The sequence below is a fragment of the Micromonospora sp. PTRAS2 genome (genome assembly GCF_054052245.1).
Genome location: NZ_JBSWBU010000007.1, coordinates 341,241 through 368,198, shown reverse-complemented (window position 1 = coordinate 368,198; position 26,958 = coordinate 341,241). Strand labels below are relative to the sequence as shown.

General features: G+C 74.3%; 21 protein-coding genes. 17 read left to right on the top strand and 4 right to left on the bottom strand.

What is annotated here, in order from left to right; genetic code table 11:
* The first annotated feature begins 328 nt into the window (after nt 1-328).
* The 6 genes from ACVMYR_RS22970 (at nt 329) to ACVMYR_RS22945 (ending at nt 11,447) form a co-directional block, all read left to right on the top strand.
* Nucleotides 329-1,708: a glycoside hydrolase family 71/99 protein gene (locus ACVMYR_RS22970; protein WP_144082837.1), complete on the top strand. Its 1,380-nt coding sequence runs from the start codon at nt 329-331 to the stop codon at nt 1,706-1,708.
* A 473-nt stretch (nt 1,709-2,181) separates the two neighbouring features.
* Nucleotides 2,182-4,590 (top strand): glycosyltransferase, encoded by a 2,409-nt coding sequence (locus tag ACVMYR_RS22965; RefSeq protein WP_457122691.1) that lies wholly within the window; start codon nt 2,182-2,184, stop codon nt 4,588-4,590.
* Complete coding sequence (locus ACVMYR_RS22960) at nt 4,587-6,230, top strand: glycosyltransferase family 39 protein (RefSeq protein WP_396791901.1); 1,644 nt, start codon at nt 4,587-4,589, stop codon at nt 6,228-6,230. Before ACVMYR_RS22965 ends, ACVMYR_RS22960 begins: the two co-directional genes overlap by 4 nt.
* A complete protein-coding gene (locus tag ACVMYR_RS22955) occupies nt 6,227-7,651 on the top strand; it encodes a phospholipase C (RefSeq protein ID WP_396791899.1) in 1,425 nt (474 codons plus the stop codon). The genes ACVMYR_RS22960 and ACVMYR_RS22955 overlap by 4 nt, the downstream gene beginning before the upstream one ends.
* A complete protein-coding gene (locus tag ACVMYR_RS22950) occupies nt 7,648-9,846 on the top strand; it encodes a glycoside hydrolase family 71/99 protein (RefSeq protein WP_228986219.1) in 2,199 nt (732 codons plus the stop codon). The genes ACVMYR_RS22955 and ACVMYR_RS22950 overlap by 4 nt, the downstream gene beginning before the upstream one ends.
* 59 nt (nt 9,847-9,905) lie before the next feature.
* Nucleotides 9,906-11,447, top strand: coding sequence for a CBM96 family carbohydrate-binding protein (locus ACVMYR_RS22945; RefSeq protein WP_077940149.1), 1,542 nt, complete (start codon nt 9,906-9,908; stop codon nt 11,445-11,447).
* A 70-nt stretch (nt 11,448-11,517) separates the two neighbouring features.
* Here the strand turns inward: ACVMYR_RS22945 and ACVMYR_RS22940 are convergent, their stop codons facing one another.
* Together ACVMYR_RS22940 and ACVMYR_RS22935 are read right to left on the bottom strand one after the other, a co-directional pair.
* Nucleotides 11,518-13,791 (bottom strand): ATP-binding cassette domain-containing protein, encoded by a 2,274-nt coding sequence (locus ACVMYR_RS22940; protein WP_457122690.1) that lies wholly within the window; start codon nt 13,789-13,791, stop codon nt 11,518-11,520.
* 254 nt (nt 13,792-14,045) lie between these two features.
* Nucleotides 14,046-15,260 carry a hypothetical protein gene (locus ACVMYR_RS22935; RefSeq protein ID WP_396791891.1) on the bottom strand — a complete coding sequence of 405 codons (1,215 nt, stop codon included), beginning with the start codon at nt 15,258-15,260 and terminating at the stop codon, nt 14,046-14,048.
* A 363-nt stretch (nt 15,261-15,623) separates the two neighbouring features.
* Between ACVMYR_RS22935 and ACVMYR_RS22930 the strand changes: the two genes are divergently transcribed.
* From ACVMYR_RS22930 to ACVMYR_RS22905, 6 genes are all read left to right on the top strand, one after another.
* Nucleotides 15,624-16,862, top strand: coding sequence for a D-alanyl-D-alanine carboxypeptidase family protein (locus ACVMYR_RS22930; RefSeq protein ID WP_457122689.1), 1,239 nt, complete (start codon nt 15,624-15,626; stop codon nt 16,860-16,862).
* A gap of 98 nt (nt 16,863-16,960) precedes the next feature.
* Entirely contained in the window at nt 16,961-18,124 is a 1,164-nt protein-coding gene (locus tag ACVMYR_RS22925; RefSeq protein WP_457122688.1) for an MGDG synthase family glycosyltransferase, read from the top strand.
* A complete protein-coding gene (locus ACVMYR_RS22920; RefSeq protein ID WP_457122687.1) occupies nt 18,121-18,864 on the top strand; it encodes a polysaccharide deacetylase family protein in 744 nt (247 codons plus the stop codon). Before ACVMYR_RS22925 ends, ACVMYR_RS22920 begins: the two co-directional genes overlap by 4 nt.
* The gene (locus ACVMYR_RS22915) at nt 18,861-19,751 is read left to right on the top strand and encodes a DMT family transporter (protein ID WP_077940153.1); all 891 of its coding nucleotides are present in this window, start codon (nt 18,861-18,863) and stop codon (nt 19,749-19,751) included. Before ACVMYR_RS22920 ends, ACVMYR_RS22915 begins: the two co-directional genes overlap by 4 nt.
* 41 nt (nt 19,752-19,792) lie before the next feature.
* Entirely contained in the window at nt 19,793-20,605 is an 813-nt protein-coding gene (locus ACVMYR_RS22910; protein ID WP_431895114.1) for a peptidylprolyl isomerase, read from the top strand.
* A gap of 68 nt (nt 20,606-20,673) precedes the next feature.
* Nucleotides 20,674-21,531 carry a M15 family metallopeptidase gene (locus ACVMYR_RS22905; RefSeq protein ID WP_457122686.1) on the top strand — a complete coding sequence of 286 codons (858 nt, stop codon included), beginning with the start codon at nt 20,674-20,676 and terminating at the stop codon, nt 21,529-21,531.
* Here ACVMYR_RS22905 and ACVMYR_RS22900 read toward each other — a convergent pair.
* Nucleotides 21,523-22,314: an alpha/beta hydrolase gene (locus ACVMYR_RS22900; protein ID WP_457122685.1), complete on the bottom strand. Its 792-nt coding sequence runs from the start codon at nt 22,312-22,314 to the stop codon at nt 21,523-21,525. The genes ACVMYR_RS22905 and ACVMYR_RS22900 overlap by 9 nt on opposite strands.
* A gap of 183 nt (nt 22,315-22,497) precedes the next feature.
* Between ACVMYR_RS22900 and ACVMYR_RS22895 the strand changes: the two genes are divergently transcribed.
* The gene (locus ACVMYR_RS22895) at nt 22,498-22,896 is read left to right on the top strand and encodes a hypothetical protein (RefSeq protein ID WP_077940155.1); all 399 of its coding nucleotides are present in this window, start codon (nt 22,498-22,500) and stop codon (nt 22,894-22,896) included.
* A gap of 105 nt (nt 22,897-23,001) precedes the next feature.
* Complete coding sequence (locus ACVMYR_RS22890; RefSeq protein WP_077940156.1) at nt 23,002-24,201, top strand: RtcB family protein; 1,200 nt, start codon at nt 23,002-23,004, stop codon at nt 24,199-24,201.
* A 28-nt stretch (nt 24,202-24,229) separates the two neighbouring features.
* On the opposite strand, the gene smpB is transcribed toward ACVMYR_RS22890, so the two are convergent.
* A complete protein-coding gene (smpB, locus tag ACVMYR_RS22885; RefSeq protein WP_043968973.1) occupies nt 24,230-24,718 on the bottom strand; it encodes an SsrA-binding protein SmpB in 489 nt (162 codons plus the stop codon).
* A 103-nt stretch (nt 24,719-24,821) separates the two neighbouring features.
* On the opposite strand from smpB, the gene ACVMYR_RS22880 reads away from it, so the two are divergent.
* The 3 genes from ACVMYR_RS22880 (at nt 24,822) to ACVMYR_RS22870 (ending at nt 26,651) form a co-directional block, all read left to right on the top strand.
* Nucleotides 24,822-25,367, top strand: coding sequence for an RNA 2'-phosphotransferase (locus ACVMYR_RS22880; RefSeq protein WP_457122684.1), 546 nt, complete (start codon nt 24,822-24,824; stop codon nt 25,365-25,367).
* A 209-nt stretch (nt 25,368-25,576) separates the two neighbouring features.
* Nucleotides 25,577-25,990, top strand: a complete 414-nt coding sequence (locus ACVMYR_RS22875; protein WP_043968975.1) for a hypothetical protein — start codon at nt 25,577-25,579, stop codon at nt 25,988-25,990.
* A gap of 94 nt (nt 25,991-26,084) precedes the next feature.
* Complete coding sequence (locus ACVMYR_RS22870) at nt 26,085-26,651, top strand: GNAT family N-acetyltransferase (RefSeq protein WP_457122683.1); 567 nt, start codon at nt 26,085-26,087, stop codon at nt 26,649-26,651.
* The last annotated feature ends 307 nt before the right edge of the window (nt 26,652-26,958 follow it).

Genomic DNA, 26,958 nt, shown 5'->3' with positions numbered 1-26,958 from the left:
CGCCGCCCAGACGGTGCAGGTCTCCGCCTACCCCGACGCGTACGCGCAGTGGGAGCAGCAGGCCGCCGACCTCGTCACCCAGCACTGGAACAACAGCTGACACCACACACCCACGCACGCCACCCACCGGCCGGGCCCCTGACACGGGGCCCGGCCGGCGGCGTCTCCACCTCACCCAGCCGAGTGTTAGGAAGGGGCCCCTCCTATACAGAAAGCGTTAACAAGGGGCCCTTCCTTCGGCCGGGGGGAGTTGCGTTCGTCGGTCTGCTGCGTTCTGTCTGATGACGGGTCGCAGCCTGGTCGACCCCACGTCGGCGGGAGCGGGCTGATGTCATGTGCCGCGGTGCTGGTCGTAGGTCTCGTCGCGTGCGGCCAGTTCGCCGCCGGTCCGGCGCGACCGGCTGAGCCGGTCCGGTCGGATGCGGGCAGCACGGTGTCCCGCCCGGCCGTCGGCGACGACTTCTCCCTGGCCGTGGTGCCCGGATCGGCCTCGGCGGTGGCCGGGAGCCTGGTCCAGGCCACGGTGCGGACGGCGGTCACGACCGGGGCGGCGCAGCCGGTCTCCCTCACGGTGGGCGGCCTGCCCGAGGGGACGGCCGCGACCGTGGAGCCGGCGGTGCTCCGCGCCGGCGGGTCGGCCGTGCTGACCGTGCGGACCTCGGTGTCCACCCGCGCCGGCACGTACGACGTGGTGGTCGCCGGTGCCGGCGGGGCGGCCCGGCACACCGTCGTCTTCCGCCTGGTGGTGCGGGCGCCGACGGTGATCAGGGCGGCTTTCTACTATCCGTGGTTCCCGGAGGCCTGGCGGCAGCAGGGCCTGGACCCGTTCACCAACTACGTGCCGTCGCGGGGCCGGTACACCGTCGAGGAGTCGGTGGTGCGGGCTCAGGTCGCGGACATGCGGTACGGCGGGATCGCGATGGGTATCGCGTCGTGGTTCGGCCGGGGCACGGTGACGGACCGGCACTGGCCGGCGATGGTCCGGGCCGCGCAGGGCACCGGGTTCGGCTGGGCGCCCTACTACGAGCCGGAGGGCACGTCCGACCCGACGCCCGAGCGGATCGCCGACGACCTGCACTACCTTCGGGCCACCTACGGCGGGCAGGGCTCGGCGCTGGCGGTGCTGCCCGACCGGGGCATGCCCGTCTTCGTGTACAACGCCGGTGACCTGACGACCGCGCAGGGCTGCGCCACGGTGGACCGCTGGGCCCAGGCCCAGTCGTCGCTCCAGCGGCGGTTCGGGGAGACGGTCCTCGTCAACCTGAAGGTCTTTCCGGGCTACGCGGGCTGTCCTGCGACGGCGCGGGTGGCGGGGTGGCACCAGTACGGTCCGGCCCGGGCGGAACACGACTTCAGCGGTGCCCCCGGTGAGGGCTCGTACACGGTTTCGCCCGGGTTCTGGAAGGCCGGATCGCCGTACGGGCAGGCGCCGTTCCTGTCCCGGGACCGGGCGCGCTGGCGGGCGGGGCTGGCCCGGATGAACGCCTCGGGGGCGCCCTGGCAGTTGGTGACGAGTTACAACGAGTGGGGCGAGGGGACCGCGATCGAGAGTTCCCGGGGCTGCCGAAGCCCCGCACCGGCGGGTACGTGGTGCGACTGGAGCGGCGCCGGCCGGTCCGACTTCATCAGCGACCTGCACGATCAACTGCCGTCGAGTGCGGGGATCGGTGTCGGCGGGCCGGGCGCGGGGGTGGCGGCCCCCCGCTGACCGTCTCCGTGCCCGGGCCGCCCCGCGATTCGGTCACCGCATCCCGCCGTGAGCCGCGACGCCGAAAGGGAATTCTTTTCCCATTCGGCGTCGCGGCATTCTTGTGGAAGTTGCAGCAGGTCGGGTGGGCGCACGAATAGGGGACCTCATTGTTTGGCCTTTATCGTTCGCTCGGCTTTCGTGTACCGGATATCTCCCTGCACATAATGGCTATGTCAATTTGCCGACTGTTCAGGCGTTGGACCTTTCCCGGCCATTTCCCATAGCCTCTGCCGTACCCGAGCGAACTTATGAGTCGACGAATTCTGTCGGCGTCGCACCGCGTACGTGAATCGCATTCCTGCGCTCTTCTGCCGTTTCTCCCAATGACTGTGAATGGCTCCGGGCTGCTCGGGAACCGGAGGCTGGAGAGGTTACCCATGATCGGACACGGGCCGGACGCCCGCGCACGGCAGGCCGTCGGAGAAGAGTCGGTGCCGCGGCCACGCGAGCTGCGCGCCCCGGACGACGCGCCACCGCCCCGGCTGACCGTCATCGTGCCGACCCGCAACGAGGCGGAGAACATCCCCGTGCTGATGGGGCGCCTCGCCCCGTTGCTGGCGCCCCTGCGGGCGGAGCTGTTGTTCGTCGACGACAGCGACGACGGCACCGACGGGGTGATCGCCGTGGCGTCCGCCGAGGCCCCGGTGCCCGTACGGCTGCTGCACAGGCCGCCGGAGGCGCGGACCGGCGGCCTCGGCGGGGCCGTCCTGCTGGGTGCCCGGCACGCCCTCGGCGAGTGGGTCCTGGTCATGGACGCGGACCTGCAGCACCCGCCGGAGTCGGCCGCGACGCTCGCGGCGGTCGCCATGCGGCACGACGTCGACGTCGTGATCGGCACCCGGTATGCCGGCCGGGGCTCCAGCGCCGGCCTGGACGGCCCGCTGCGGGAGGCCACCTCGTCGGCGGCCACCCGGCTGGTGAAGGCCATGTTCCCGCGCCGGCTGGCGACGGTGAGCGACCCGATGAGCGGCCTCTTCGCGTTCCGGCGCGCGGCGGTGCGGCTGGACCGGATGAACCCGCTCGGCTTCAAGGTGCTGCTGGAGCTGCTGGTGCGGCATCCCGGCGCCCGGGTGGCCGAGGTCGCGTACGAGATGGCGCCCCGGCACGAGGGCCGGTCCAAGGCGTCCCTGCGGGAGGGGGTGACGTTCCTGCGGCACCTGTCGCGGCTGCGCGGCCGGCGGCTGGTCGGGCAGATCCGGCGTCGCCCGCGTACCCCGGCCGACCGGGTGCGCCAGCTCGTCCGGATGGTCTGCTTCGGGCTGGTCGGGCTCTCCGGGATGGTGGTGAACACGGCGGCGCTCTGGTTCTTCTACGAACCCGCCAGGCTGCACCACCTGCTGGGCGCGGCGCTGGCCACCCAGCTGTCGACCTCGTGGAACTTCCTGCTGGTGGACAACCTCATCTACCGGCGCACCCGGGTCGGTTCCCTGCCCGCCCGGGCGGTGCGGTTCTTCCTGCTCAACAACGTCCTGCTGCTGCTGCGGCTGCCCGTGCTGCAGGCCCTGGTGTTCGCGGGCGTCGGGGTGCTGGTGGCGAACGCGGCGACCCTGGCGGCGCTGTTCCTGGTCCGCTTCCTCGTCAACGACCAGGTCATCTACGCGGCGCTGGACCGTGGTCGGCGCGACCCGGTCCGGCTGCTGATCGCCTCCGGCGCCGCCGAGGCGGTCACCCCGCCCTCGCGCCATCGCTACCAGTACCTCAAGTACCGCTACGACGTGGCCGGGGTGGTGACCATCGGGTCCCAGATCATGCTGCCGGAGCTGGAGTTCTTCCGCGCCCAGTGGGTCGCCGACGCCGACGTGGACATCGCGGTGCGGGTCAGCGACGTCGGCGGGCGCGGCCCGCAGCGCCGCGCCGCGATGACCCAGTACGCCGACCGGTCGGTGCTGCGCTACGAGGAGCAGCTCGGGCGCCTGGGCGCGAACTTCCGCATCCAGCTCGGCTCGCCCATCGAGATCCAGGTGGGCCCGCTGCTGGCCCGGTCCCCGCACGTGGTCTACACGAACATCGTCGAGGCGTTGCTGCGGTTCGTGATGGTCGCCCGGGGCCACATGCTGCTGCACTCGGCCTGCGTGACCCTCGACGGGGTCGGGGTGATGCTCTCCGCGCTCACCGACACCGGCAAGACCGCCACGGTGCTGCGGCTGCTGCGCGACCACGGCGGGCTGTTCCTCTCCGACGACATGACGATCGTGCGGCCCGACGGCACCGCGACCTGCTTCCCGAAGCCGCTGACCATCAGCGCGCACACGCTGCGGGCCGTGCAGGCGCAGGACCTGACGCCCCGGGAGTGGCGGCGGTTGCAGTGGCAGAGCCGGCTGCACTCCAAGGGCGGCCGGTCGCTGGCGCTGACCCTGGCCCGGTTCAACCTGCCGATCATGGGCATCAACGCCGTCACCCAGCTGCTGGTGCCGCCGCCGAAGTACAGCGTCGACCGGCTGGTGCCGTGCCGCATCGGCACCACGACCCGGGTCGAGGAGCTCTTCGTCATCGAGCGCGGGCGGCCCGCGATGAGCGAACTCGACCACGACGAGACGGTCACCCGGATGATCCGCAACACCGACGACGCGTACGGCTTCCCGCCCTTCCGGTATCTCGCGCCGTCGCTGGCCATCGACGGCCTGCACTACCCGGAGCTGCGCCTGCGGGAGCGGGAGATCCTGGCCGTTTTCCTGTCCCACGTCCGCAGCCGGGTGCTCATCTCCGACCGGTTCGGCTGGGCCGACGACATCCCCCGGCTGCTGCGCGGCGAGCGCGGGCCGGCGTCGACCCGCGTCGTGCCCGCCCAGGCGTGGCCGCGCTGGAGCGGGGATCTGACGGCCGCCGGGGAGCCCGCGTGAGCCAGCCGGACGCGGTCACGGCCGTCGTGCCGGGCCAGCGCCGGGACCACCCGGACGGCCCGGCCCGCCGCCGGATCCCGCCGCCGGCGGCGTGGCTGCCGGCGCTGACCCGCCGCCGGTGGGCGGTGGCCGCCGCGCTGACCGCGATCGGCGGGCTGGCCCTGCTCGTCCGGTCCTGGCGGATCGACCTCTTCGGCTTCAACAGCGACGAGGTGGTGTACGCGGGGCAGGCCGCCTCCCTGGCCGGCAACCCCGGCTACGCCGACCTGTTCCCGGTGTTCCGGGCGCACCCGATGCTGTTCCAGGCGCTGCTGTCCCCGCTGCTGCGCGTCGGCGAGGTGGGCATGGGCGGCCGGTGGGTCGTCGCGGCGATCGGGGTGCTCACCGTCCTGGCGGTGTACCCGCTCGGGGCGCGCCTCTACGGCCGCCGGGTCGGGCTGCTCGCCGCGCTGCTGCTCGCGGTCATGCCGTACCACGTGATCGTGACCCGGCAGATCCTGCTGGACGGGCCGATGGTGCTGCTCAGCACGCTGACGCTCTACTGCATGGTCCGCTACGTCCAGCGGCAGGAGCTGGCCTGGTATCTGGCCACCGCCGGGATGCTCGGGCTCACCATGCTGGCGAAGGAGACCAGCGTCGTGCTGGCCGGCAGCGTCTACGCGTTCCTGGCGCTGACCCCGCGCGTGCGGCGGCCGGTGCGGGCCACCCTGCTGGCCCTGCCGGTGCTCGCCGTCGTCTTCGCGGCGCACCCCGTATCCCAGGCCCTCGCCGGTGGGTCGAACAGCGGCCGCAACTACCTGGTGTGGCAGCTGTTCCGCCGGCCCAACCATCCCATGTCGTTCTACCTGGAGAACGTGCCGACGGCGATGGGCGTGCTGCTGCTCGTCGCCGCGGCGGGCGGCCTCTGGTGGGCCCGCAGGCGCAACGGCTGGCGGGAGACGCTGCTGCTGTCGTGGATCGCCGTGCCGGTGGTGTTCTTCCAGCTCTGGCCGGTCAAGGGCTTCCAGTACCTGTTGCCGGTGGCGGTGCCGGTGGTGCTGCTCGGCGCGCGGGCCCTGGTCCTGCTGCCGGTGCCGACGCGGCTGCGCTGGCCCGGCCGGGGCGGTCCCGCCCGCCCGGTGCCGGCCCGGGCCGGCTGGCTGGTCCGGCTGGCCGCCGTCGCCCTGGTCGCCTCGACCCTGGCGGCGTCGTCCTGGGACGCGGTGAGCCACCAGGGCAGCTCGACGTTCCTCGCCGGCTCCGGCGGCGTGCCGGGCGGCCGGGAGGCGGGGCACTGGATCACCGAGCACACCCCGGAGGGCTCGGTGATCCTCACCCTCGGCCCCTCGATGTCGAACATCGTGCGGTTCTACAGCCAGCGGCAGAGCTACGGCCTGTCGGTTAGCCCGAACCCGCTGCACCGCAACCCGTCCTACGTGCCGCTGAACAACCCGGACGGGTGGCTGCGCAACAACAATCTGCACTACGTCGTGTGGGACTCGTTCTCCGCGCGGCGGTCCCCCTTCTTCGCCGACCGGCTGATGACGCTCGTCCGCCGGTACCACGGCCGGGTCGTGCACACCGAGTACGTCGGGACCACCGGCGCCTCGGGTCGCGTGACGCCGGTGCCCGTGGTGGTCGTCTACGAGGTGCGTCCATGATCCGTCCGACCCCCGTCCCGCCGTCCGCCGCCGTGCCGCGGTGGGCCCGCCGGACGTCGCTCGTGGTGGCGCTGGCGGGCCTGGCCCTGTCGGCCTGCCCGGCGGCGGCGCTGGCCCGACCCGCGCCGACCCCGAGCGCGTCAGCCCCGGCCCCCGGCGCGCCGGCCCCGTCCCCCCGCACGACCACGCCCGTCGAGCACTTCGTCTTCCTCATGCAGGAGAACCACACCTTCGACAACTACTTCGGCACCCGACCCGGCGTCGACGGATACCCGAAGGACGTCTGCATGCCGGTCAAGCGGGGCGTGCCGGAGCCCTGCGTCACGCCGTTCCACATCGGCAAGCTCGGCGCGATCGACCTGGACCACTCCGCCGAGGCGTTCCGCGTCCAGTACAACGGCGGCCGGATGGACGGCTTCGTCGAGGGGGTGAGCAAGCAGGGCAAGGACGGCCGGATGGCGATGGCCTACTACGACGAGCGGGACCTGCCCTACTACTGGAACATCGCCGACGAGTACGTGCTGTTCGACCGCTTCTTCAGCTCCTCCAACTCCGGCAGCATCCGCAACCACATGTACCGGGTGACCGGCGGGCCGGGCGCCGCCGGCAAGGCCGAGACCATCCCGGCGCAGGGCTGGGGGGACATCCCCACCATCTTCGACCGGCTGGAGGCGGCCGGGATCAGCTGGAAGTTCTACGTGCAGAACTACGACCCGACGATCACCTTCCGGTCCCGGGTGGAGGAGGAGAACATCGACCGGGGCGCGCAGGTGATCTGGGTGCCCCTGCTCGCGTACGCCCGCTACGTCGACGACCCCCGGCTGTCCAGCAAGATCGTCGACCTGGACGAGTACTACACCGACGCCGCCCGGGGCGACCTGCCCGCCGTGTCCTTCATCGCCCCGGCCGGCAACAGCGAACACCCGCCCGGCAACATCGGATCCGGCCAGAACCTCGTCCGGGCGCTGCTCACCCAGCTCATGCGCTCCCCGGACTGGTCGTCCTCGGCGTTCCTGTGGTCCTACGACGACTGGGGCGGCTGGTACGACCACGTCACCCCGCCGCAGGTCGACCGCTACGGCTACGGCTTCCGCGTGCCGGCGCTGCTGGTCAGCCCGTACGCCCGCCGGGGGTACGTCGACTCGACCACCCTCGACTTCACCTCCGCCCTGAAGTTCATCGAGGTCAACTGGGGGGTGAAGCCGCTGGCCAGCCGGGACGCGAAGGCGCAGACGTTCCTGGGCGCGTTCGACTTCGCCGCGCCGCCGCGCCCCGGCGTGCTGCTCAGCGCCGAGCGGGTGCCGGTGGCGGTGCACCGTCCCGACCCCCGGCCGGTCTACGCGTCGTACGCCGTCGCGGTCGGCCTGGTCGCGGCGCTGGTCGCGGCGGCGGCGCTGCGCGGCCGGCGGAGGCACCGGTGACCGCCCGGCGGCTGCTGCCGCTGCTGCTCGGCGTGCTGGCGGTGCTGCTCCTGCCGGCCCCCGCCGTGGCCGCGCCCGCGTCCGCGCTGCCCGGCACGTTGAAGATCCAGATGGTGCCGCCGATCAAGGGGGTGGTCGTCACCGTCGACGGCAACACGGCCCGCTCCGACCCCAAGGGGCGGCTGCGCGTGCGGGTGCGCAACTTCACCGGCCTGGACCAGCGGTTCACGGTGGTGCCCACCGAGGTGAGCCCCGACCGCCGGGTGCTGCTCGACCGGTTCCGGGGCAGCCTCGACCACGGGGTGCACAGCCGCACCGTGGAGGTGGGGCTGCGCACGCAGCGTCGCGTCACGTGGCGCTACGCCGACCGCGACGGCGCGCCGGTCCCGGTCGACCGGGTGACCGAGATGCGGCTGCGCAGCAACACCGGCGAGGTGATCGAGCTGACCGGGGCGGACCTGGCCCGGCCGCTCTGGGTCGCGGAGAGCCGCACCCAGCAGGGCCCCCGGGGCCTGGCCTCCAAGCAGCTCTACTACGTGGTCGACACCGTCATGGTCGACGGCACCTCGGTGGTGAACCGGGCCGGCCACAAGTTCGTCCCGTGGGAACGCCAGGACTGGCTGATCGAGCTGCTCTTCTTCAAGGTGTCCTTCACCGCCGACGACATGTTCTTCGCCCGACGGGCCGGCGACGGCATCCGGCTCACCCGCGCCGACGGGCGCGTGCAGCGGCTGCCGTTCGCCGCCGACGGCACCGTCCTGGTGCCCGACCTGCCCCGGGGCACCTACACGGTGACCGTGCTGGGCGGCGGGGTCTCCTTCGGGCGGCCGGTGAGCATCAGCCGCGACCAGCAGGTGACGCTCAGCGTGATCAGCGCCGTCGACCTGGCCCTGGTGGTGTGCGGCGTGCTCGGGGTGGCCGTCGGCCTGGTCCTGGTGGGCCGGCCGGCGCTGCGGCGGCGACTGCGGATCCCGCTGCCCCGCCGGGCGCGCCCGGCGCACCAGCGGACCGGCCGGTGGCGGCGGCCACTGCGGCTCGGGCTCGGGTCCGTCCTGGCGGTGCTGCTGGTGGCCGCCGTCGTCGGCGTGGTCGCGTCGCGGCCCGCCCGGGCGGCGGGCGGCCCCGCGCCGGCCCCGTCCGCCGCCGCCCCGGTGCCCGTGCTCGCCCACTACTACATCTGGTTCAACCCGACCTCCTGGAACCGGGCGAAGATCGACTATCCGCAGCTCGGGCGGTACTCCAGCGACGACACCGAGATCATGCGGCGGCATGTGCGGATGGCCAAGGCGGCCGGGGTGACCGGCTTCCTGGTCTCCTGGAAGCACACCCCGCAGCTCGACGACCGGCTGGCCAGGCTGGTCGAGGTGGCCCGGGCGGAGGACTTCCGGCTCGGCATCGTCTACCAGGGGCTCGACTTCAGCCGCAAGCCCCTGCCCCTGGCCACCGTCCGCGCCGACCTCGGCCTCTTCGCCGACCGGTACGCCGCCGACCCGGTCTTCGACGTCTTCGACAAGCCGGTGGTCGTCTGGAACGGCAGCGACCGGTTCACCGCCACCGAGGTCGCCGACACCGTCCGCGCCGCACGGCAGCGGCTGCTGGTCCTCGGCGCCGCCAAGTCGACCGAGGAGGTGGCGACTTACGGCACGGCGCTCGACGGTCACGCGTACTACTGGTCGTCGGCGGACCCGGTCGGCGGCCGCACCCGGGACCGGCTGGCGGCGATGTCCCGGGCGGTGCACCTGCACGGCGGGCTGTGGATCGCCCCGGTCGCCCCCGGGTACGACGGCCGTCAACTCGGCGGGCAGCGGGAGGTGGACCGCCGCGACGGCGAGACGTTGCGGGCGTCCTTCGCCGCGGCACGGCTGTCCCAACCCGACGCGCTCGGCGTGATCAGTTGGAACGAGTTCAGCGAGAACACCCATGTCGAACCGAGCGAGCGGTTCGGCGCGAGATACCTGGAGGTGCTGGCGGAGCTGCTGGGAGTCGACATCGACCACGACGTGGCGATGGACAGCCAGCAGGAGCACGACGACCACTGGGGCCTGCCCGCCTGGGGTGCCGTGGTGGCCAGCGGCGGCGTACTCGCGCTGCTGCCGCTGTGGGTGTTCCTCCGTCGCCGGCGCTCGCCGGACGGCGCGGTGCCACCGGCGCAGCGCGGCGCCGACCACGACGTGGAGGCGCCCGTGGACAGCTGACGGGGCGGCGTCCCGACCGGGCGTCGCCCCGACCTCGTGCATATGGGGCTGGAGGAGACATGACAAGTGAACACCGGAGGACTGCGGGCCGCGTGGTGGCGGTCCTGCTGCTGGCCGGCGCGGCCCTGGCGGGGCCCGCCGCGCCGGCCGCGGCGGCGACCCTGACCCCCGTGGCCGACGCCACCGTGGATGCCGCCCGTCCGACCCGCAACGACGGCACGGCCGTCTCGCTGCGGGTCGACGGATCGCCGCGCCAGGTCGCGTACCTGCGCTTCGACGTGACCGGCGCGGGAGACGAGCCGTCGGCGGTGCTGCGGCTGTACGCCGAGACCGCGAGCAGCACCGGGCTGAGCGTGCACGGCGTCTCCGCCGACGACTGGCGGGAGGACACGCTGACCTACCAGAACGCCCCGCCGATCGGCCCCGTCGTCGCCAGCAGCGGCCCGACCGCCGCCGACACCTGGCTCTCCGTCGACGTGTCGTCGCTGGTCACCGGGGACGGGCCGGTGACCCTGGCGCTCAGCACGAGCAACGACACCGGCTTCCGGCTCACCAGCCGCGAGGGCGTCGGGTCCCGCCGGCCGCAACTGATCGTCCCCGCGCCGCCGAACCCGTCGCCATACACGATCAGCCGCGTCGGGGCCACCACCTACAGCGCCGTGTCCGAGGTGACGGGGCAGACCTGGACGGGCAGCCTCAAGAGCGTGGTGGAGAGCGCGGCGGCCGACGTGAACCGGCTCGGCGGCGGCACTATCGCGTTCACCGCCGGCACGTTCGACCTGGGCACGGAGTACTTCAAGCTGGAGGGCCTGCGCAACGTCACCTTCGCCGGGGCGGGGATGGACCTGACGCTGATCCGCAACTCCAGCTCCGCTGCGGCGGACACGGAGCCGTTCAACACCAAGGGGATGGATCGCGGGGTGGTCCGCGACCTCACCGTGTCGGCCGGTGGCCCGCCGCGCACCACCAGCGATGCCCTCGACTTCGACGACGGCAACAACATGCTGGTCGAGCGGGTGCGGGTGACCGCGTCGCGGGGGCGGGGCATCGTCTTCGACGGCAAGAACCAGACCTGGACCTCGATGGGCAACACGGTGCGCGACTGCCAGGTCAGCGGCACCGCCAGCGACGGCATCGAGCTGCTGGCCACCAGCGGGGACACCGTCACCGGCTGCGTGATCACCGACGTGGGCGGGCACGGGGTGCAGATCAACCGCTCCTCGCCGACCGCCGACCAGCCCAACAAGACCGCCGACCACAACGTCGTCAGCGGCAACCGGATCGACCAGGCCGGCCAGGACGGGATCAACGTCGACGGCGGCAACGACAACCACCTCGTCGACAACCAGGTCACCAACAGCGCCGACGACACCGCCGGCCGCGACGGCATCCGGATCACCACGGCGACGGCGGTGCCCTGCGCCGGCAACGTGGTCACCGGCAACGTGGCCACCGACTCCCAGGCCGTCAGGACCCAGCGGTACGGACTGAACATCGCCTCCCCGGGCTGCGTGGCGACGGTCGTGGGGCCGGGCAACAACCTCACCGGCAACCTGTCCGGGGCCATCCGCGACGCCGGGACGGGGACCGTCTACCGGTAGCCCCGCGCGCCCGCCCAGGGGCGGGTCGGGTCCACCGGGGGCCGACGGCGGCGGTGGACCCGACCCGGCCTCACCGGCCGACGTACTCGCGCAGGTGGGTGGCGGTGAGCGTGTCCCCGTGGGCGACCAGGTCGGCCGGGGTGCCGGTGAACACGATCCGGCCGCCGTCGTGCCCGGCACCCGGGCCGAGGTCGACGATCCAGTCCGCGTGCGCCATCACCGCCTGGTGGTGCTCGATGACGACCACGGTGTTGCCGGCGTCGACCAGCCGGTCCAGCAGGGCCAGCAGCTTGTCGACGTCGGCCAGGTGCAGGCCGGTGGTGGGCTCGTCCAGCACGTAGGTGTGCGCCTTCTCGCCCATGTGGATGGCCAGCTTGAGCCGCTGCCGCTCGCCCCCGGAGAGGGTGGTCAGCGGCTGGCCGAGGCCGACGTAGCCCAGGCCCACGTCGGCCAGGCGGTCCAGCACCGACCGGGCCGGCCCGGTCGGGAAGAAGTCGCGCGCCTCGGTCACCGACATGCCGAGCACCTCGCTGATGTTCTTGCCGCGCAGCGTGTACGCGAGCACCTGCGGGGTGAACCGGCGACCCTCGCACTCCTCGCACACCGAGGCGACCCCGGCCATCATCGCGAGGTCGGTGTAGACGACGCCGATGCCCCGGCACTTCGGGCAGGCGCCCTCGGAGTTGGCGCTGAACAGGGCCGGCCTGACCTTGTTGGCCCTGGCGAAGGCGGCCCGGACCGGGTCGAGCAGGCCGGTGTAGGTGGCCGGGTTGCTGCGCCGGGAGCCGCGGATGGGGGACTGGTCGACGACGACCACCCCCTCCCGGCGGGGCAGCGAGCCGTGGATCAGCGAACTCTTGCCGGAGCCGGCCACGCCGGTGACGACGGTCAGCACGCCGAGCGGCACGTCGACGTCGACGTCGCGCAGGTTGTGCAGGTCGGCGCCGCGGATCGGCAGGTGCCCGGTGGGCGTGCGGACGTGCTCCCGCAGGCGCGCCCGGTGGTCGAGGTGCCGGCCGGTCAGGCAGTCGGCGCGGCGTAGGCCGGCGACGTCCCCGGCGTAGCAGATCCGGCCGCCGTCCGGGCCGGCCCCCGGGCCGAGGTCGACCACGTGGTCGGCGATCGCGATCGTCTCCGGCTTGTGCTCGACCACCAGGACCGTGTTGCCCTTGTCGCGCAGGCGCAGCAGCAGGCCGTTCATCCGGGCGATGTCGTGCGGGTGCAGCCCGACCGTCGGCTCGTCGAAGACGTACGTGACGTCGGTGAGGCTGGAGCCGAGGTGCCGGACCATCTTGACCCGCTGGGCCTCACCGCCGGAGAGGCTGCCCGACTCGCGGTCGAGGCTGAGGTAGCCCAGGCCGATCTCGACCAGCGAGTCGAGCAGCTCCCGCAGGTTGCCCACCAGCGGCGCCACCGACGGGTCGTCGATGCCGCGCACGAACGCGGCGAGGTCGCTGATCTGCATCGCGCTGCACTCGGCGATGTTGCGGCCGGCGATCCGCGCGGACAGGGCGGCCCGGTTGAGCCGGGTGCCGGCGCAGTCGCCGCAGGTCGCGAACGTCACCGCCCGCTCGACGAACGCCTTGATGTGCGGCTGCGTCGGCTCCTTGTCCTTGCTGAGGTAGAGCCGGCGGACCTTCACCGCCAGGCCCTCGTAGGTGATGGTGTGGTTGCCGACCTTCATCTTGGTGGCCGGCTTGTGCAGGAAGTCCTGCCACTGCTGCGCGGTGAAGTCCTGGAGCTTGACGTCGGGGTCGAACAGGCCGGAGCCGACGATCGTCTGCCAGTACCAGGAGTCGACCGCGAAGTTCGGCACGGTGATCGCCCCGTCGTTGAGCGAGCGCTCCACGTCGACGAGCTGTCCGACGTCGAGGTCGGAGACCCGGCCGAGCCCCTCGCAGGTGGGGCACATCCCCTCGGCGAGGTTGAAGCTGAACGCGCCGGCCGGGCCGACGTGCGGCTGCCCCAGCCGGCTGAAGACGATGCGCAGCATCGCGTACGCGTCGGCCGCGGTGCCGACGGTCGACCGCGAGTTCGCCCCCATCCGCTCCTGGTCGACGACGATCGCGGCGCTGAGGTTGCGCAGCGAGTCGACGTCGGGCCGGGACAGGCTGGGCATGAACGACTGGAGGAAGGCGCTGTACGTCTCGTTGATCATCCGCTGCGACTCGGCGGCGATGGTGCCGAACACGAGCGAGGACTTCCCCGAGCCGGAGACGCCCGTGAAGACGGTCAGGCGGCGCTTGGGGATGTCCACCGAGACGGCGGCGAGGTTGTTCTCCCGGGCGCCGCGTACCTCGATCATGTCGTGGCTGTCGGCGATGGACCGTGCTGGCTGCGTCATGCGAACCCTTCACGCGAGCGACGGGCGGGGCGACTCCGACCGGCGGTCGCCCCGGGGCCTGGTCGCTTCAATTGTCTCATTCGACCGTCCGTGAAGACTTTTCTCGACGATGTTCCCGCTCGGCGGCTTTCGAGGGTGGAAAAGTCTCAAAGCGCAGACATCCCGCCGGGAGGCCCGGCACCCGGCGGACGCGGCGGGCCCCGCCCGGTGGGGGTCCACCGGGCGGGGCCCGCGGAAGTGCGCCTGCCCGTCGGTCAGTTCAGGCCGCAGGTGGCCAGGTCCAGACGCGGGTCGGGGCGCTGGCCGGTGACCCGGCCGATGTCGGTGGCGATCCGGTTGAGCACCGCCACCCGCTTGTCCTTCAGCGGGCCGAGGATGGCGTTGTTGACGAAGTTCGGGCCGCCCTCCGGGCGGACCGCGAGCTGGGCGAGGCGGGCGTTGGCCTCGGCGATCTGCTGGTCGAGCTGGTTCAGCTCGCTCTGCACCTGGCCGGCGGCGGCAGCGGGCACGGCGCCGACCTGGTTGCGCACGTTCGGGCAGTTCACCGTCTGCGCCACGCCGACGTTGCCGCCGTTGTTGCCGTTGCCCGCGTTACCGCCGTTGTTGCCCGCGTTGTTGCCGGCCCCCGCGTTACCGCCGTTGTTGCCCGCGTTGCCGTTGCCCGCGTTGTTGCCGCCGGCCGCGTTGCCCGCCCCGGCGGCGTTGAGGCCGCAGGTGGCGAGGCTGGACAGGTCGGGGCGCTGCCCGCCGGCCCGCGCGATGTTGAGCGCGATCCGGTCGAGCACGGCGATCCGCTTGCTCTTCAGCGGGCCGAGGATGGCGTTGTTGACGAAGTTCGGGCCCCCCTCGGGCTTCACGGCGAGCTGGGCGAGTCGGGCGTTCGCGGCGGCGATCTCCCGGTCCAGGTTCGCCAGCTCCTGCTGGACCCCCGCCGTCGCGCCGGCCGGCACGGCGGGCAGTTGGCCGCGCACGTCCGGGCAGTTCACGGTCTGCGCGCCACCGGCCGCGACCGCGCCGTTGTTGCCGGAGTTGCCGGCGTTGCCGTTGTTGGCGCCCGCGTTGGCCGGGGCCGCGCCGTTGCGCAGCGTGCAGGTGGCGAGCTGGTCGAGGCCGGCGGGGGCGGTGCCGCCGACCCGGGTGATGTTCAGCCGGATCCGGTCGAGCACGGCCCGGCGCTTGCCGGCGATGTCGTTGAGCTGGCCGGACGCGGCCCCCGGCTCGCGGGCCAGCCGGGCGTTGACGTTGGCGATCTGGGTCTCCAGGTTGCGCAGCTCCTGGTCCACCCCCGCCTTCGCGGCCGCCGGCACCGCGCCCAGCTTGTCGGCCACGGTCGGACAGGTGACCGACACCGCCGTCGCCGTATTCTCGCCGGCGGACGCCAGCGACAGCCCGGCACCGAGCACCAGTGCCGCGAAGGCACCGACCCCGCCGAGCTTCAGGACGGCATTCTTTCGCGTGCGCCTGACCATGCACCTCTCCTTGTCCTGACCGCCGCAGCGTCCGGCGTCAATTCCCGAACGCGTCGCCGGCGGTGTGCCGTGACGATTGAAAGAAACCGGAGACCGGCCGGTGGGAACGGCGTCACGCCCGTTCCCGGAATGGTTCCGGACGGTTCCACGGACAAGCGGACACGTCGTGACCGCCCCGGCATGGCGATCGTGGACGACCCGTTTTCCTTCGCCGGTGAGTACGGATCTTCGGCGGCGATCGTTCAACCCTTTCCCCGGCGAATTTTCGGCACCCGCCGGCCCGCCCGCGTCGAACGCGAGAACACCCCGCCTCCGGCGCGCGTCCGCCGGACAGCGACCGGCCGCACCGTTAGGGTGCAGGGCATGAGAGCACCGGTGCTGGCCCTCGCCGCCGCCGTCGTCCTCGGCACGTCCGGGGCGCCCGCGCCGGTCCACGCCGACCCGAGCGGCCGGGCCGCCGCGCCCGCGGCCCCGGTGCCCTGTCCCAGGGCGCAGGCACCGCGGGTGGAGCGCTCCCCACGGCCCACGCCCCCGCCGTCGGTGCCGCTGCACCAGACGGTGGGCGGCCCGGCACTGGCGACCCCGGCCCTCGTCGTGCCGGTCGACGCGCCCGCGCCACCGGCGGTCACCGCCACCTCCTGGCTGGTCGCCGACCTGGACACCGGGGCGGTGCTCGGCGGCTGCGGCCCACACGAGTACGCCACGCCGGCCAGCGTGCAGAAGCTCCTGCTGACCGCCACCGCGCTGCCGAAGCTCGACCCGAAGCGGGTCGTCACGGTGACCCACGAGGACCTGGACATCGCCCCCGGCAGCTCGGCGGTGGGCCTGCTGGAGGGCGGCCGCTACACCGTCGAGACCGTCTTCCTGGGGCTGCTGCTGCAGTCGGGCAACGAGGCAGCGAACGTGCTGGCCCGGTTGATCGGCGGCCCCGACGGCGCGGCCGGCGGGGTGCGGGCGATGAATGCGGAGGCCCGCCGCCTCGGCGCCCTCCAGACCCACGCGGTGACCCCGTCCGGCCTGGACGGGCCCGGCCAGTTCACCAGCGCCTACGACCTGGCGCTGATCGCCCGGGTCTGCTTCGCCGATCCCACCTTCCGCCGGTACGCGCTGACCGAGCAGGCCCGGATTCCCGACCAGCCCGCGCTGCGTCAGAAGGGCTTCCAGATCCAGAACGAGAACCAGCTCATCTACCGCTACCCGGGCGCGCTCGGTGGCAAGACCGGCTTCACCGACTACGCCCGGCACACCTACGTGGGCGCGGCGCAGCGCGGCGGCCGGCGGCTCGTGGTCACCCTGCTCGGCGCCGAGCCCCAGCCGATGCGCGGCTGGGAGCAGGGTGCCACGTTGCTGGACTGGGGTTTCTCGCTGCCCCGCGACGCCTCGGTGGGCCGCCTCGTCGCGCCGGGGGAGACGGCCGCGAACGGTGCCCCCGTGGCGTCCCCGACGGTCGGCGCGGCGATCACCCCCGAGCCCCGCGCGGTGGCCGCCCACCGGGTCGCCCCGCGGGGCTGGGCGGCGTCCTGGCCGTTCGTCGCCGCGGCCGTCGCGCTGGTCGGCCTGCTCGCCGCCGTTCTCCTGCACCGCCGCCGACGCCGGGCCTGACGCTCCCGCGCCGACCCGGGACGCCGGACGGGAGTCAAGCCCCGCCGAACGGGTAAGCGCGCGCGGTGAACGCGCAGCACCGGGGAACGATCGTCGTCGTGTCGGCGGACGTGGGGGCCGGGCACGACTCGGCCGCCGCCGAGCTGACCCGTCGGCTCGCCGACCGGGGCTTCGCGGTGCACCGGGTGAACTTCCTCGACCTCCTGCCCCGCCCGGCGCGGTGGATGTTCCGCGAGGCGTACCGGGGCGTGCTGCGCTGGGCGCCGTGGGGATACGACGCGCTGTTCACCATCACCGGCCGGTCCCGGCTCGTGGTGGCCGTCCTGCGGGGCGCGCTCGCGCCGCTGCGCGGGCGCGCCCGGCGGGCCGTACCGTCCGGCACCCGCGCGGTCGTCACCACGTATCCGTTCGCGAACCAGCTCCTGGGGCCGCTGCGCCGCAGCGGGCTGCTCCCCGTCCCACTGGTCACCTACGTCACCGACTTCGTCGTGCACCCCACCTGGGTCGCGCCCGGCGTCGACATCTACTGCACCCTGCGGCACGCCCGGCACGACGCGTCGGGAGCCGCCGGGTCGCTCGACGTGCGCACGGTCGCCCCACTGGTCTCGGTCGACTTCCCGGCGGCGACGGGGACGAGTCGCCGCGCGGCGCGGCGGCGCTTCGGGCTGCCGGAGCGGGAACGGCTCGTGCTGATCGTGGCCGGTGCGTGGGGGACGGGCGACATCGAGGCGACCGTCGCCGACGTGGCCGCGGCCGACGGAGTGCGCACCGTGGTCGTCTGCGGCCGCAACGCCACCCTGCGCCAGCGGCTGCGGGGGCTCACCCCGCACGTCCTCGGCTGGGTCGACGACATGCCCACGCTGATGCGGGCCGTGGACGTGGTGGTGGAGAACGCGGGCGGGCTGACCTGCCAGGAGGCGCTGAGCTGCGGGGTGCCGGTGATCACCTACCGCCCCCTGCCGGGACACGGCCGGGCCAACGCCACGGTCCTCGCCGCCGCCGGGCTGACCCGCTGGGCCCCGTCCGCCGAGCAGCTGCGGCGGGCGGTGGCCGCGCTGGCCGCGTCGCAGCCGCCGGCCCCCGACGGGTGGACGGGCGGCTGGGCGGACCCCGCCGGCCTGGTCGCCGACGAGGTGGGGCGGCAGGCCGGCACGGGCTGCGCCGCGTACCGCAGGAGGAGGGCCGTGCTCGACGCGGTGGACGAGGCGGTCGGCGTGCTGGCCACGGTGCTGCCCTCGATCCGGTGGATGGGCGGGCGGTGACCGCGCCGCGCGGGCCGCGCCGGCCCGCCCTCGCGCTGGCCGGTGCCGCGGCGGTCGCGCTCGCCGCCCACCTCGGCCCCACGACCACCGCCGTGGGGCCGGTGCGCCGCCGGCTCTTCCCCCGACTCGGCGGCGCGGGCCGGCCCGGACGGATCGCCCTGACCTTCGACGACGGGCCCGACCCCGAGTCCACCCCCCGGTTCCTCGACGTGCTCGCCGAGCATCGGACGCGGGCCACGTTCTTCGTGCTGGGCACGATGCTCGTGCGGTCGCCCTGGCTGGCGGCGGACCTCGTCGCCGCCGGGCACGAGGTCGCCGTGCACGGCTGGGACCACCGCAACCTGCTGGGCCGGGGCCCGCTGGCCACCTACCGGGACCTGGCCCGGGCCCGGGCGCTGGTCGAGGCCACCACCGGCCGGGCCCCCCGCTTCTTCCGCCCACCGTACGGGGTGCTGACCGGCCCGGCGCTGCTGGCGAGCGCGCGGCTCGGGCTGACGCCCGTGCTGTGGGCCCGCTGGGGCCGTGACTGGACGGCGTCGGCGACCCCCGACTCGGTCTTCGACACCGTCACCGCCCGGCTGGCCGGCGGCGACACCGTCCTGCTGCACGACGCGGACTGCGCCGCGGCCCCCGGCGCGTGGCGGGCCACCCTCGCCGCCCTGCCCCGGCTGCTGGCGGAGTGCCGCCGCCGGGGCTGGACCGTGGGCCCGCTCGGCGAGCACCGGGTGCCGGGGCCGTGACCCTGGCGGTGGCGTGCGCCCTGGGCGCCGCGTTCTGCTTCGCGGTGTCCACGACCATGCACCAGCGGGCCGCGAAGCGCCAGCGGCGGCACCACCCGCTCGACCCCCGGCTGCTGCTGCGGCTGCTGCGCACGCGCCTGTGGCGGCTCGGCTGGGCACCCGACGTCGCCGGCGTCGGCCTGCAGGCGGTGGCGCTGCGGTTCGGGCCGCTGGCGCTCGTCCAGCCGCTGATGGCCAGCGGCCTGTTCATGGCGATCCTGATCGAGGCCGGCTGGAACCGGCGCCGGGCGGGGGCGCGGGACCTGCTCGGCGCGACGGTGGGCCTGGTCGGCCTGGCGGCCTTCCTGACGGCCGCCGAGCCGCAGGCGGGCATCCCGGCGCCGACGGCGGGCGCCTGGTGGCGGGTGGCGCTGGGCGTGGGCGGGGTCGTCGCGGTCGCGCTGGCGCTGTCGGCGCTGGTCACCGGGGCGGCCCGGGGCGCGCTGCTCGGCTTCGCCGCCGGCACCCTGTACGGCGTCGCCGCGGCCCTGGTCAAGGCGCTGACCGGCGGCTTCCACGGCGATCTGCGCGCCCTCGTGGTCGACCCGCTGCTGCCCGCCTCGGCCGTGGTCGCCCTGACCGGGCTGGTGATCAACCAGAGCGCCTTCCAGAGCGGCCGGATCGCCGCTCCGCTCACCGCGCTCACCCTCGCCGACCCGGTGGTGAGCGTGGTGCTCGGGGTGACCGCGTTCCGGGAGACGATCACCCTGGGCGGGCCCCGGGTCGCCGTGCTGGCCCTGGCGGTGGTGGCCATCGTGGTCGGGGTCTGGCTCGCCGGCACCGCCTCGCCGCCGTCGCCGGAGTCCCGGCGCGTGTCGCCGTCGACAGGAGGGCGACCCGATCCATAGACTGCGATCTTTCTGGAGTCACGAGCCCAGGAGGACGCCACGTGTCGAGGTCATCCCGCCGGCAGCCGGTCCCGCCGCCCCCGGCCCGTCCCCGCCGGCCACGGGCGTTGCCCCGGCTCGCCGGGGTCGCGCTGCTCGCCACGGGCCTGGTCGGCGGCAGCGCCGCCGTCGCCGTCGCCGCGCCGCGGTCGGCCACCGGGGGAGCCGTCGCCGAGGTACCGCCGCAGACGACCCCCGGGCCGTGCGCGTACACCGAGACCCCCGACGAGCCGCCGGCCCGGCCCGTCCCGCTGCCGCCCGACCCCCGCCGGACGCCCGACCACGGCACCGTGCGGGTCACGCTGCGCACCAACCATGGCCCGATCGGGCTGACCCTCGACCGCGAGCAGGCCCCCTGCACCGTGCAGAGTTTCCTGCACCTGGCCCGGCACCGGTTCTACGACCGCACGCCGTGCCACCGGCTCACCGCGTACCCGACGCTGAGCGTGCTGCAGTGCGGCGACCCGTCGGGCACCGGCGAGGGCGGGCCGGGCTACCGGTACGCCGACGAGCTGCCCACCGACCTGCCGCCCGCGCCGACGGACCCGACGGGTGAGCGCCGCGTCTACGCCCGGGGCCTGCTCGCCATGGCCAACGCCGGCCCCGACACCAACGGCAGCCAGTTCTTCCTGGTGTACGCGGACTCGGCGCTGCGCCCGAACTACACCGTCTTCGGCGAGGTGGACGCCGCCGGCCTGGCCACCCTGGACCGGATCGCCGCCGGCGGGATCGCCCCCACGCCCGAGGACCCGGCCCCGGTCGACGGCGCGCCCGCGCTGCCGGTGGAGATCCGTCGGGCGGTGCGCGGGCGCTGACCCCCGCGCCGGGCGCGGATCCGGCAGGTTGCCGCGAACCGGGCGTAGCTGCTGCTAGAACGGTGGGTATGGGGCGGCGGCGCGGGGCGGATCGGTCCATCCGGTCCCTCCGCGCCGCCGTGCCGGCCGTGGTCGTCGTGGCGGTCGCCGCGCTGCTGCCCGGCTGCCCCGCGCCGCAGCGCCCGGAGCCGACCCCGTCCGCCCCGGTCACCCCGACGGGCACCGAGCCACGCGCTCCGGCCGGGTTCGTCGACCTGTCCGACGTGGACCCGACCGTCGTCACCGACATCCGGTACGCGACCGCCCACAACTTCGTCGGCCGGCCGATCGCCGGCTACCGGGAGCCGCTGTGCCTGCTCACCCGGCCCGCCGCCGAGGCGCTGCGCCGGGTGCAGCAGGCCGCCCGCGCCAGCGGCCGCCGGCTGAAGGTGTACGACTGCTACCGGCCCCAACGCGCCGTCGACGACTTCGTCGCCTGGGCGGGGCGGCCCGGCGAGCAGCAGACGAAGGCCGAGTTCTACCCCGACGTGGCCAAGTCGCGGCTGTTCGCCGACGGCTACCTCGGCGCGCCCACCGCACACAGCCGGGGCAGCACGGTCGACGTGACGCTCGTGCCCGACCCGCCGCCCGAGCAGCCCTCGTACGCGCCCGACGCGCCGCTGGTCGCGTGCACCGCCCCGGCGGGGGAGCGCTTCGCGGACAACACCGTCGACATGGGCACCGGCTTCGACTGCTTCGACCCGCGCGCCCACACCGCCGACCGCCGGATCACCGGCGTCGCCCGGGACAACCGGGAGCTGCTGGTGCGGCTGATGGCCGATGCGGGCTTCACCAACTATCCGCGCGAGTGGTGGCACTACCGGTACGCCGACGAGCCGTACCCCGACACGTACTTCGACTTCCCGGTGGCCCGCTCGTCACTGTGACCGGGTGACGGGGGCGCGCAGCGGCAGCCAGGCCAGCACGTCGGAGATCTTCGTGTCCCAGTACGCCCAGTCGTGGTCGCCGGGGGAGAAGTCCACGGTCAGCGGCACGCCCCGCCGCCGGGCCGTCTCGACGAACCGGGTGTTGTCGTCGAACAGGAAGTCCTCGGTGCCGCAGGCGACGTAGAGGGCCGGCAGGTCGTCGCCGGCGCGTTCCAGCAGCGCCACCGTGTCGTCGTCGCTGCCGGGCACCGTGCGGTCGCCGAAGACGGTGCGCCACACCGCCGGGTCCATCGGGTGGGTGGAGTGGTCCTGCCGGTGGGCGACGTTCAGCGCCCCCGACAGGCTCGCCGCCGCCGCGAACCGCCCCGGCTCGCGCAGCGCCCACTTGACCGCGCCGTATCCGCCCATCGACAGGCCGGCGACGAAGGTGTCCTCCCGCCGGTCGGACAGCCGGAAGAACGAGCGGCAGACCTCGGGCAGCTCCTCGCTGAGGAACGTCCAGTACCGGTTGCCGTTCTCCTCGTCGGTGTAGAAGCTCCGTCCCACCTGCGGCATCACCACGGCCAGACCGAGCGGCGCGACGTACCGCTCGATGGAGGTGCGCCGGGTCCAGATCGTGTCGTCGTCGCTGAGGCCGTGCAGCAGATACAGCACGGGCGGGTCGCCGGCCGGCGCGCCGCCGGCCAGCCCGATCCCGGCACCGGCCGGGTCCGGCAGGAGCACCGTCATCGAGGTGCCCATGCCCAGCGCCTCGGAGTGGAAGTTGCACCGGATCAATGCCATGGGCGTGGATGCTACGCGCCGGAAGGCCGCGGCGACGCGGGCGGAGCCCGCCGGCCGGGGGCGGGACCTTGGTCCGGTCGGCGCAGGAATTTCGTCCCGAGTCGTCCGCGAGGGTAGCTGCCGGGTTTACCAGGCTGTAACGTCCGCGCTGCTGGATCCGTCACAGAGAAGTGGGAGTCAGTGGTGACCGACGTGTCGACGGCGCTGGGTGTGCGCCTCTACCCCGACCTGGTCGAGCTGGGCGGACTCGCGTCCGCGCTGGCCCTGGCCGCGACCCGGTGCCAGGCCGACGTGGGCCGCATCAGCGCCCCCGAGCAGGGGCGGGGCCGGTTCACGTGCGCCGAGCTGCGCTCCGAACGGGGCGCCATCTGCGTGGGCCTGGGCTCGCAGGCCCGCTACTTCATGGTCGACATCTCGGGCGCGGACGGCAGCCGGGCCGACGGCGACACCACCGACCTGGACCAGGTCGTGCGGATCGCCGACGCCTGGCGCGGCGGGGCGAGCCTCGGCGAGCTGCGGGCCCGCTTCCCGTTCCTCGACCACGTCTCCGAGCCGGTCGCCGAGCACCCGACCCACGCCTGACGCCGGGGCGTCGGTCGCCGATTATCCGTTGCCGGTCGTCCCGCCCCCGGCCTACCTTTCCTCATCCGACGGGGAGAGACTCCTCGTCCGACGAGGAGAGACACGATGGCCTTTACCCCGCTGCACGGCACCCGCGCGCCCGTCCGGGTCTGGACCGACCCGTACGCGATCGAGCCGCAGGCCGCCCGGCAGTTGCGCAACATCGGCGCGCTGCCGTGGGTCGAGGGCGTCGCCGTCATGCCCGACGTCCACTTCGGCAAGGGCGCGACCGTCGGCTCGGTGATCGCGATGCGGCAGGCGGTCTCCCCGGCCGCCGTCGGCGTGGACATCGGCTGCGGCATGTCGGCCGTGCGCACCTCGCTGACCGCCGCCGACCTGCCCGACGACCTCGCCGGGCTGCGCTCGGCGATCGAGGCCGCGATCCCGGTGGGCTTCGCCAGGCACGACGACCCGGTCGACCCGCGCCGGGTGCGGGGGCTGGAGCAGCGCGGCTGGGCCGACTTCTGGGCGCGCTTCGCCACCCTGGACGAGCGGGTGGCCCCGCTGGAGGGCCGCGCCCGGCAGCAGCTGGGCACTCTCGGCGGCGGCAACCACTTCATCGAGGTCTGCCTCGAGTCCGGCGGGCCCGACGCCGGCCGGGTCTGGCTGATGCTGCACTCCGGCTCCCGCAACATCGGCAAGGAGCTGGCGGAGCGGCACATGGGCGTCGCGCGGCGGCTGCCGCACAACGCCGGGCTGCCCGACCGGGACCTCGCGGTGTTCCTCGCTGGCACCCCCGAGATGGCGGCGTACCGGCGGGACCTGTGGTGGGCGCAGGAGTACGCCCGGCGCAACCGCGCGCTGATGCTGGCCCTGCTCTGCGGCGTGGTCCGCGACGCGGTCGGTCACGTCGGTTTCGACGAGCCGATCAGCTGCCACCACAACTACGTCGCCGAGGAGACCTACGACGGGGTGGACGTGCTGGTCACCCGCAAGGGCGCGATCCGGGCCGGCGCGGGGGACCTGGGCATCATTCCCGGGTCGATGGGCACCGGGTCGTACATCGTGCGCGGCAGGGGCAACCCCGACGCGTACTGTTCCGCCTCGCACGGGGCGGGACGGCGGATGTCGCGCGGGCAGGCGAAGCGGACGTACAGCACCGCCGACCTGGCGGCGCAGACCGCCGGGGTGGAGTGCCGCAAGGACGCCGGGGTGGTCGACGAGATCCCGGCCGCGTACAAGGACATCACGCAGGTGATGGCGCAGCAGGAGGACCTGGTCGAGGTCGTCGCCCACCTCAGGCAGGTGGTCTGCGTGAAGGGCTGACCGGGCTCGCCGCCGGGGGCCGTCGTGCCTACCGGCGGCGAGCTTGGGCGCCCTTGAGGCGGCGGCCCAGCTCCCGGGCGATCTCCCGCTTGGCGTCGCGCTCCGCGAGCGCCTGCCGCTTGTCGTACGACCGCCGGCCCCGGGCCAGCCCCAGCTCCACCTTCGCCCAGCCGTTGGAGAAGTACAGCGACAGCGGCACGAGCGTCAGCCCGCCCTCGCGTACCCGGTCGAGGATCCGGTCGATCTCGATGCGGCGCAGCAGCAGCTTGCGGGTGCGCCGGGGCTGGTGGTTGGTCCAGCTGCCGAAGCCGTACTCGGCGATGTGCAGGCCGTGCAGCATCAGCTCGCCGTCGTGCTCCTGGGCGAAGGCGTCGACCAGGGACACGTACCCGGCGCGCAGCGACTTCACCTCGGTGCCGGCGAGCACCAGCCCCGCCTCGTACGTCTTGAGGATGTCGTAGTCGTGGCGGGCCTTCTTGTTCGACGCGACGAGGGTGCGTCCGGTCTCCCTGGGCACGGTCGGCCTCCCGCTGCTGGTTGCGCCCCGACGGCGAGAGGCTAGCAGCCGCCCGCCCGGTAATCGGGTGGAGCCGCGCGACGGCGGCGACCACAATGCCGCCATGGACCACCGCACCATGGTCAAGTTGAGCAAGCGGATGTCGAAGGCGCTGCGGCACGAGCCGTACCGCCTCGGCCTCGCACCGGACGGGGCCGGCTGGGTGCCGGTCGACGACCTCCTCGCCGCCCTGCGGGTGGGGCGGCCCGACCTCGACGCGGTCGTGGCCGGCAACGACAAGCAGCGCTTCGCGGTCGAACGCGGCCCCGACGGGGTCGAGCGGATCCGCGCCAACCAGGGCCACTCGATCCCCGTCGAGCTGGGACTGCCGGCGGTCGAGCCGCCCCCGCTGCTCTACCACGGCACCTCCGCCGCCGTCCTCGACTCGATCCGGGCCACCGGGCTGCACCGGGGCGGCCGGCACCACGTACACCTGTCGGCCGACGTCGAGACGGCCCGCCGGGTCGGCGCCCGACGCGGCGGGCCGGTCGTGGTGCTCACCGTGGACGCGGCGGCGATGGTCCGCGACGGGCACGCGTTCCACCGCAGCGCCAACGGCGTGTGGCTGACCGACGCGGTCCCGGCCCGGTACCTGAGCCCGGGCGGGTAGGGGCTTCCCGGCGCGCCATCGAAACTCGCCCGTCCGCCCGGCAAGATCGTCGCGCGGTGGGTGACCTGCGGCTCGACGGACCTGTACGACGAGTCGACCGTCGCCGAGCGGTGCCGCCGGTACGTCGACATCCTCGTCCGGGCGGCCGGGTAGCCCTTGACCGGCCACCGTGGACGGTTCTTGTCATACCCCGGTCGCAGTATGGAGTCATGGCTGCTCCCGCACTGGCTCACGAGCCCACCCCGCCGCGTGCCCTGTCGCTGCGCGAGACCCGCACCCGGCTGACCCAACTCGTCGCGATGGCCGAGCTGACCGACACGGTCACCCTGGTCACCCGCGACGGCGACCCCCGCCCGATCGCCGCGATCGTGCCCGCCTCCGCCGCCCGCAGCGCGGCCCAGGCACGGGCCGACGCCGACCGGCTCGCCACGGTGACGGCGGGCTGGGCCCGCCGCCTGGAGGAGTCGCACCGGCAGAGCAGCCGTCGGCACGCCGCCGAGCTGCGGGCCGTCACCGAGGCGCTCGCCGAGGTCTGGGCCGAGCTCGACCGCCGGGTCGCCCCTGGCAGCGACCCGGCGCTGGCCCGGCTCCGCGCCGCCCACGCCGACCTGCTGCGCGACTGACCCGCTGGTCCGGCCGCTCCGGGTGGGCCGGGTGCGGCCGCGCGCCCGGGTATGGTCTGCTGGACCGGTCCGCTCCGCGCCCCCGGGAGGTTCGGTGTTCGCTCGCCCCCTGACCGCCGACGCCGAGCTGCGTCCGCTGGAGCCGTGGCGCGCCGAGGAGTTCCTCGGCCACCTCGACCGGGCCCGGGAACACATAGCGCCCTGGGTGGGACGGTCGTTCGTGGCCACCGACCTCGCGTCCGCGCGGGCCGTCCTGCAACGCTACGCCGACGCGGGGGCCCGCGACGCCGGCGGGATCTGGGGCATCTGGCTCACGGGGCCGGTCCCGCAGCAACCGATGCTGGTCGGCGGGGTCATGTTCGTCTCGTTCGACACCGCCCTCGGTGTGTGCGAGGCGGGCTGCTGGCTGGAGCCGGCCGCGCAGGGGCGGGGCCTGATCACCCGCGCCGCCGGCCTGATCGTCGACTGGGCGGTGCGGGAGCGGGGCATCCACCGGGTCGAGTGGCGGACGAACCCGCGCAACGCCCGCAGCATCGCCGTCGCCCGCCGCCTGGGCATGCGCCGCGACGGCACGCTGCGCCAGGCGGTCCCCGGGCCGGGCGGGCGCGTCGACATCGACATCTGGTCGGTCCTCGCCGACGAGTGGCGGCGGCCGGCCTGACGGCCTGACGGGGTTGCCCGGCGGCGCTGCCCGGCACCCCGGCCGCGTGACCGCCGACGGCCGGAGCCCGGAGCGCCCGTCCAAAAGCCAGGCCACGCCCGTCGATGGCCTACAGCACCGTCGACGGTCCGGCCACGCCCGTTCAAAGGCTCGGCCACGCCGGTCGACGGCCTGCAGTGCCCGTCGATGGGCGGCGCGGCCGGGCTGCTTCGGAGGGCGTGGCGGCTTCCCGACAGCCACGGGCCGGCGGGGCCGGCGGCTGGCGGTCACGCCCGGGGCATCGGCCCTGTTCAGTGCCACGCCGCCC

Coding starts and splice junctions, on each gene's coding strand:
- ACVMYR_RS22970 (WP_144082837.1), top strand. CDS start 329: ATGTCATGTGCCGCGGTGCTGGTCGTAGGTCTCGTCGCGTGCGGCCAG.
- ACVMYR_RS22955 (WP_396791899.1), top strand. CDS start 6,227: ATGATCCGTCCGACCCCCGTCCCGCCGTCCGCCGCCGTGCCGCGGTGG.
- ACVMYR_RS22945 (WP_077940149.1), top strand. CDS start 9,906: ATGACAAGTGAACACCGGAGGACTGCGGGCCGCGTGGTGGCGGTCCTG.
- ACVMYR_RS22940 (WP_457122690.1), bottom strand. CDS start 13,791: ATGACGCAGCCAGCACGGTCCATCGCCGACAGCCACGACATGATCGAG.
- ACVMYR_RS22935 (WP_396791891.1), bottom strand. CDS start 15,260: ATGGTCAGGCGCACGCGAAAGAATGCCGTCCTGAAGCTCGGCGGGGTC.
- ACVMYR_RS22930 (WP_457122689.1), top strand. CDS start 15,624: ATGAGAGCACCGGTGCTGGCCCTCGCCGCCGCCGTCGTCCTCGGCACG.
- ACVMYR_RS22905 (WP_457122686.1), top strand. CDS start 20,674: ATGGGGCGGCGGCGCGGGGCGGATCGGTCCATCCGGTCCCTCCGCGCC.
- ACVMYR_RS22900 (WP_457122685.1), bottom strand. CDS start 22,314: ATGGCATTGATCCGGTGCAACTTCCACTCCGAGGCGCTGGGCATGGGC.
- ACVMYR_RS22890 (WP_077940156.1), top strand. CDS start 23,002: ATGGCCTTTACCCCGCTGCACGGCACCCGCGCGCCCGTCCGGGTCTGG.
- ACVMYR_RS22880 (WP_457122684.1), top strand. CDS start 24,822: ATGGACCACCGCACCATGGTCAAGTTGAGCAAGCGGATGTCGAAGGCG.
- ACVMYR_RS22875 (WP_043968975.1), top strand. CDS start 25,577: ATGGCTGCTCCCGCACTGGCTCACGAGCCCACCCCGCCGCGTGCCCTG.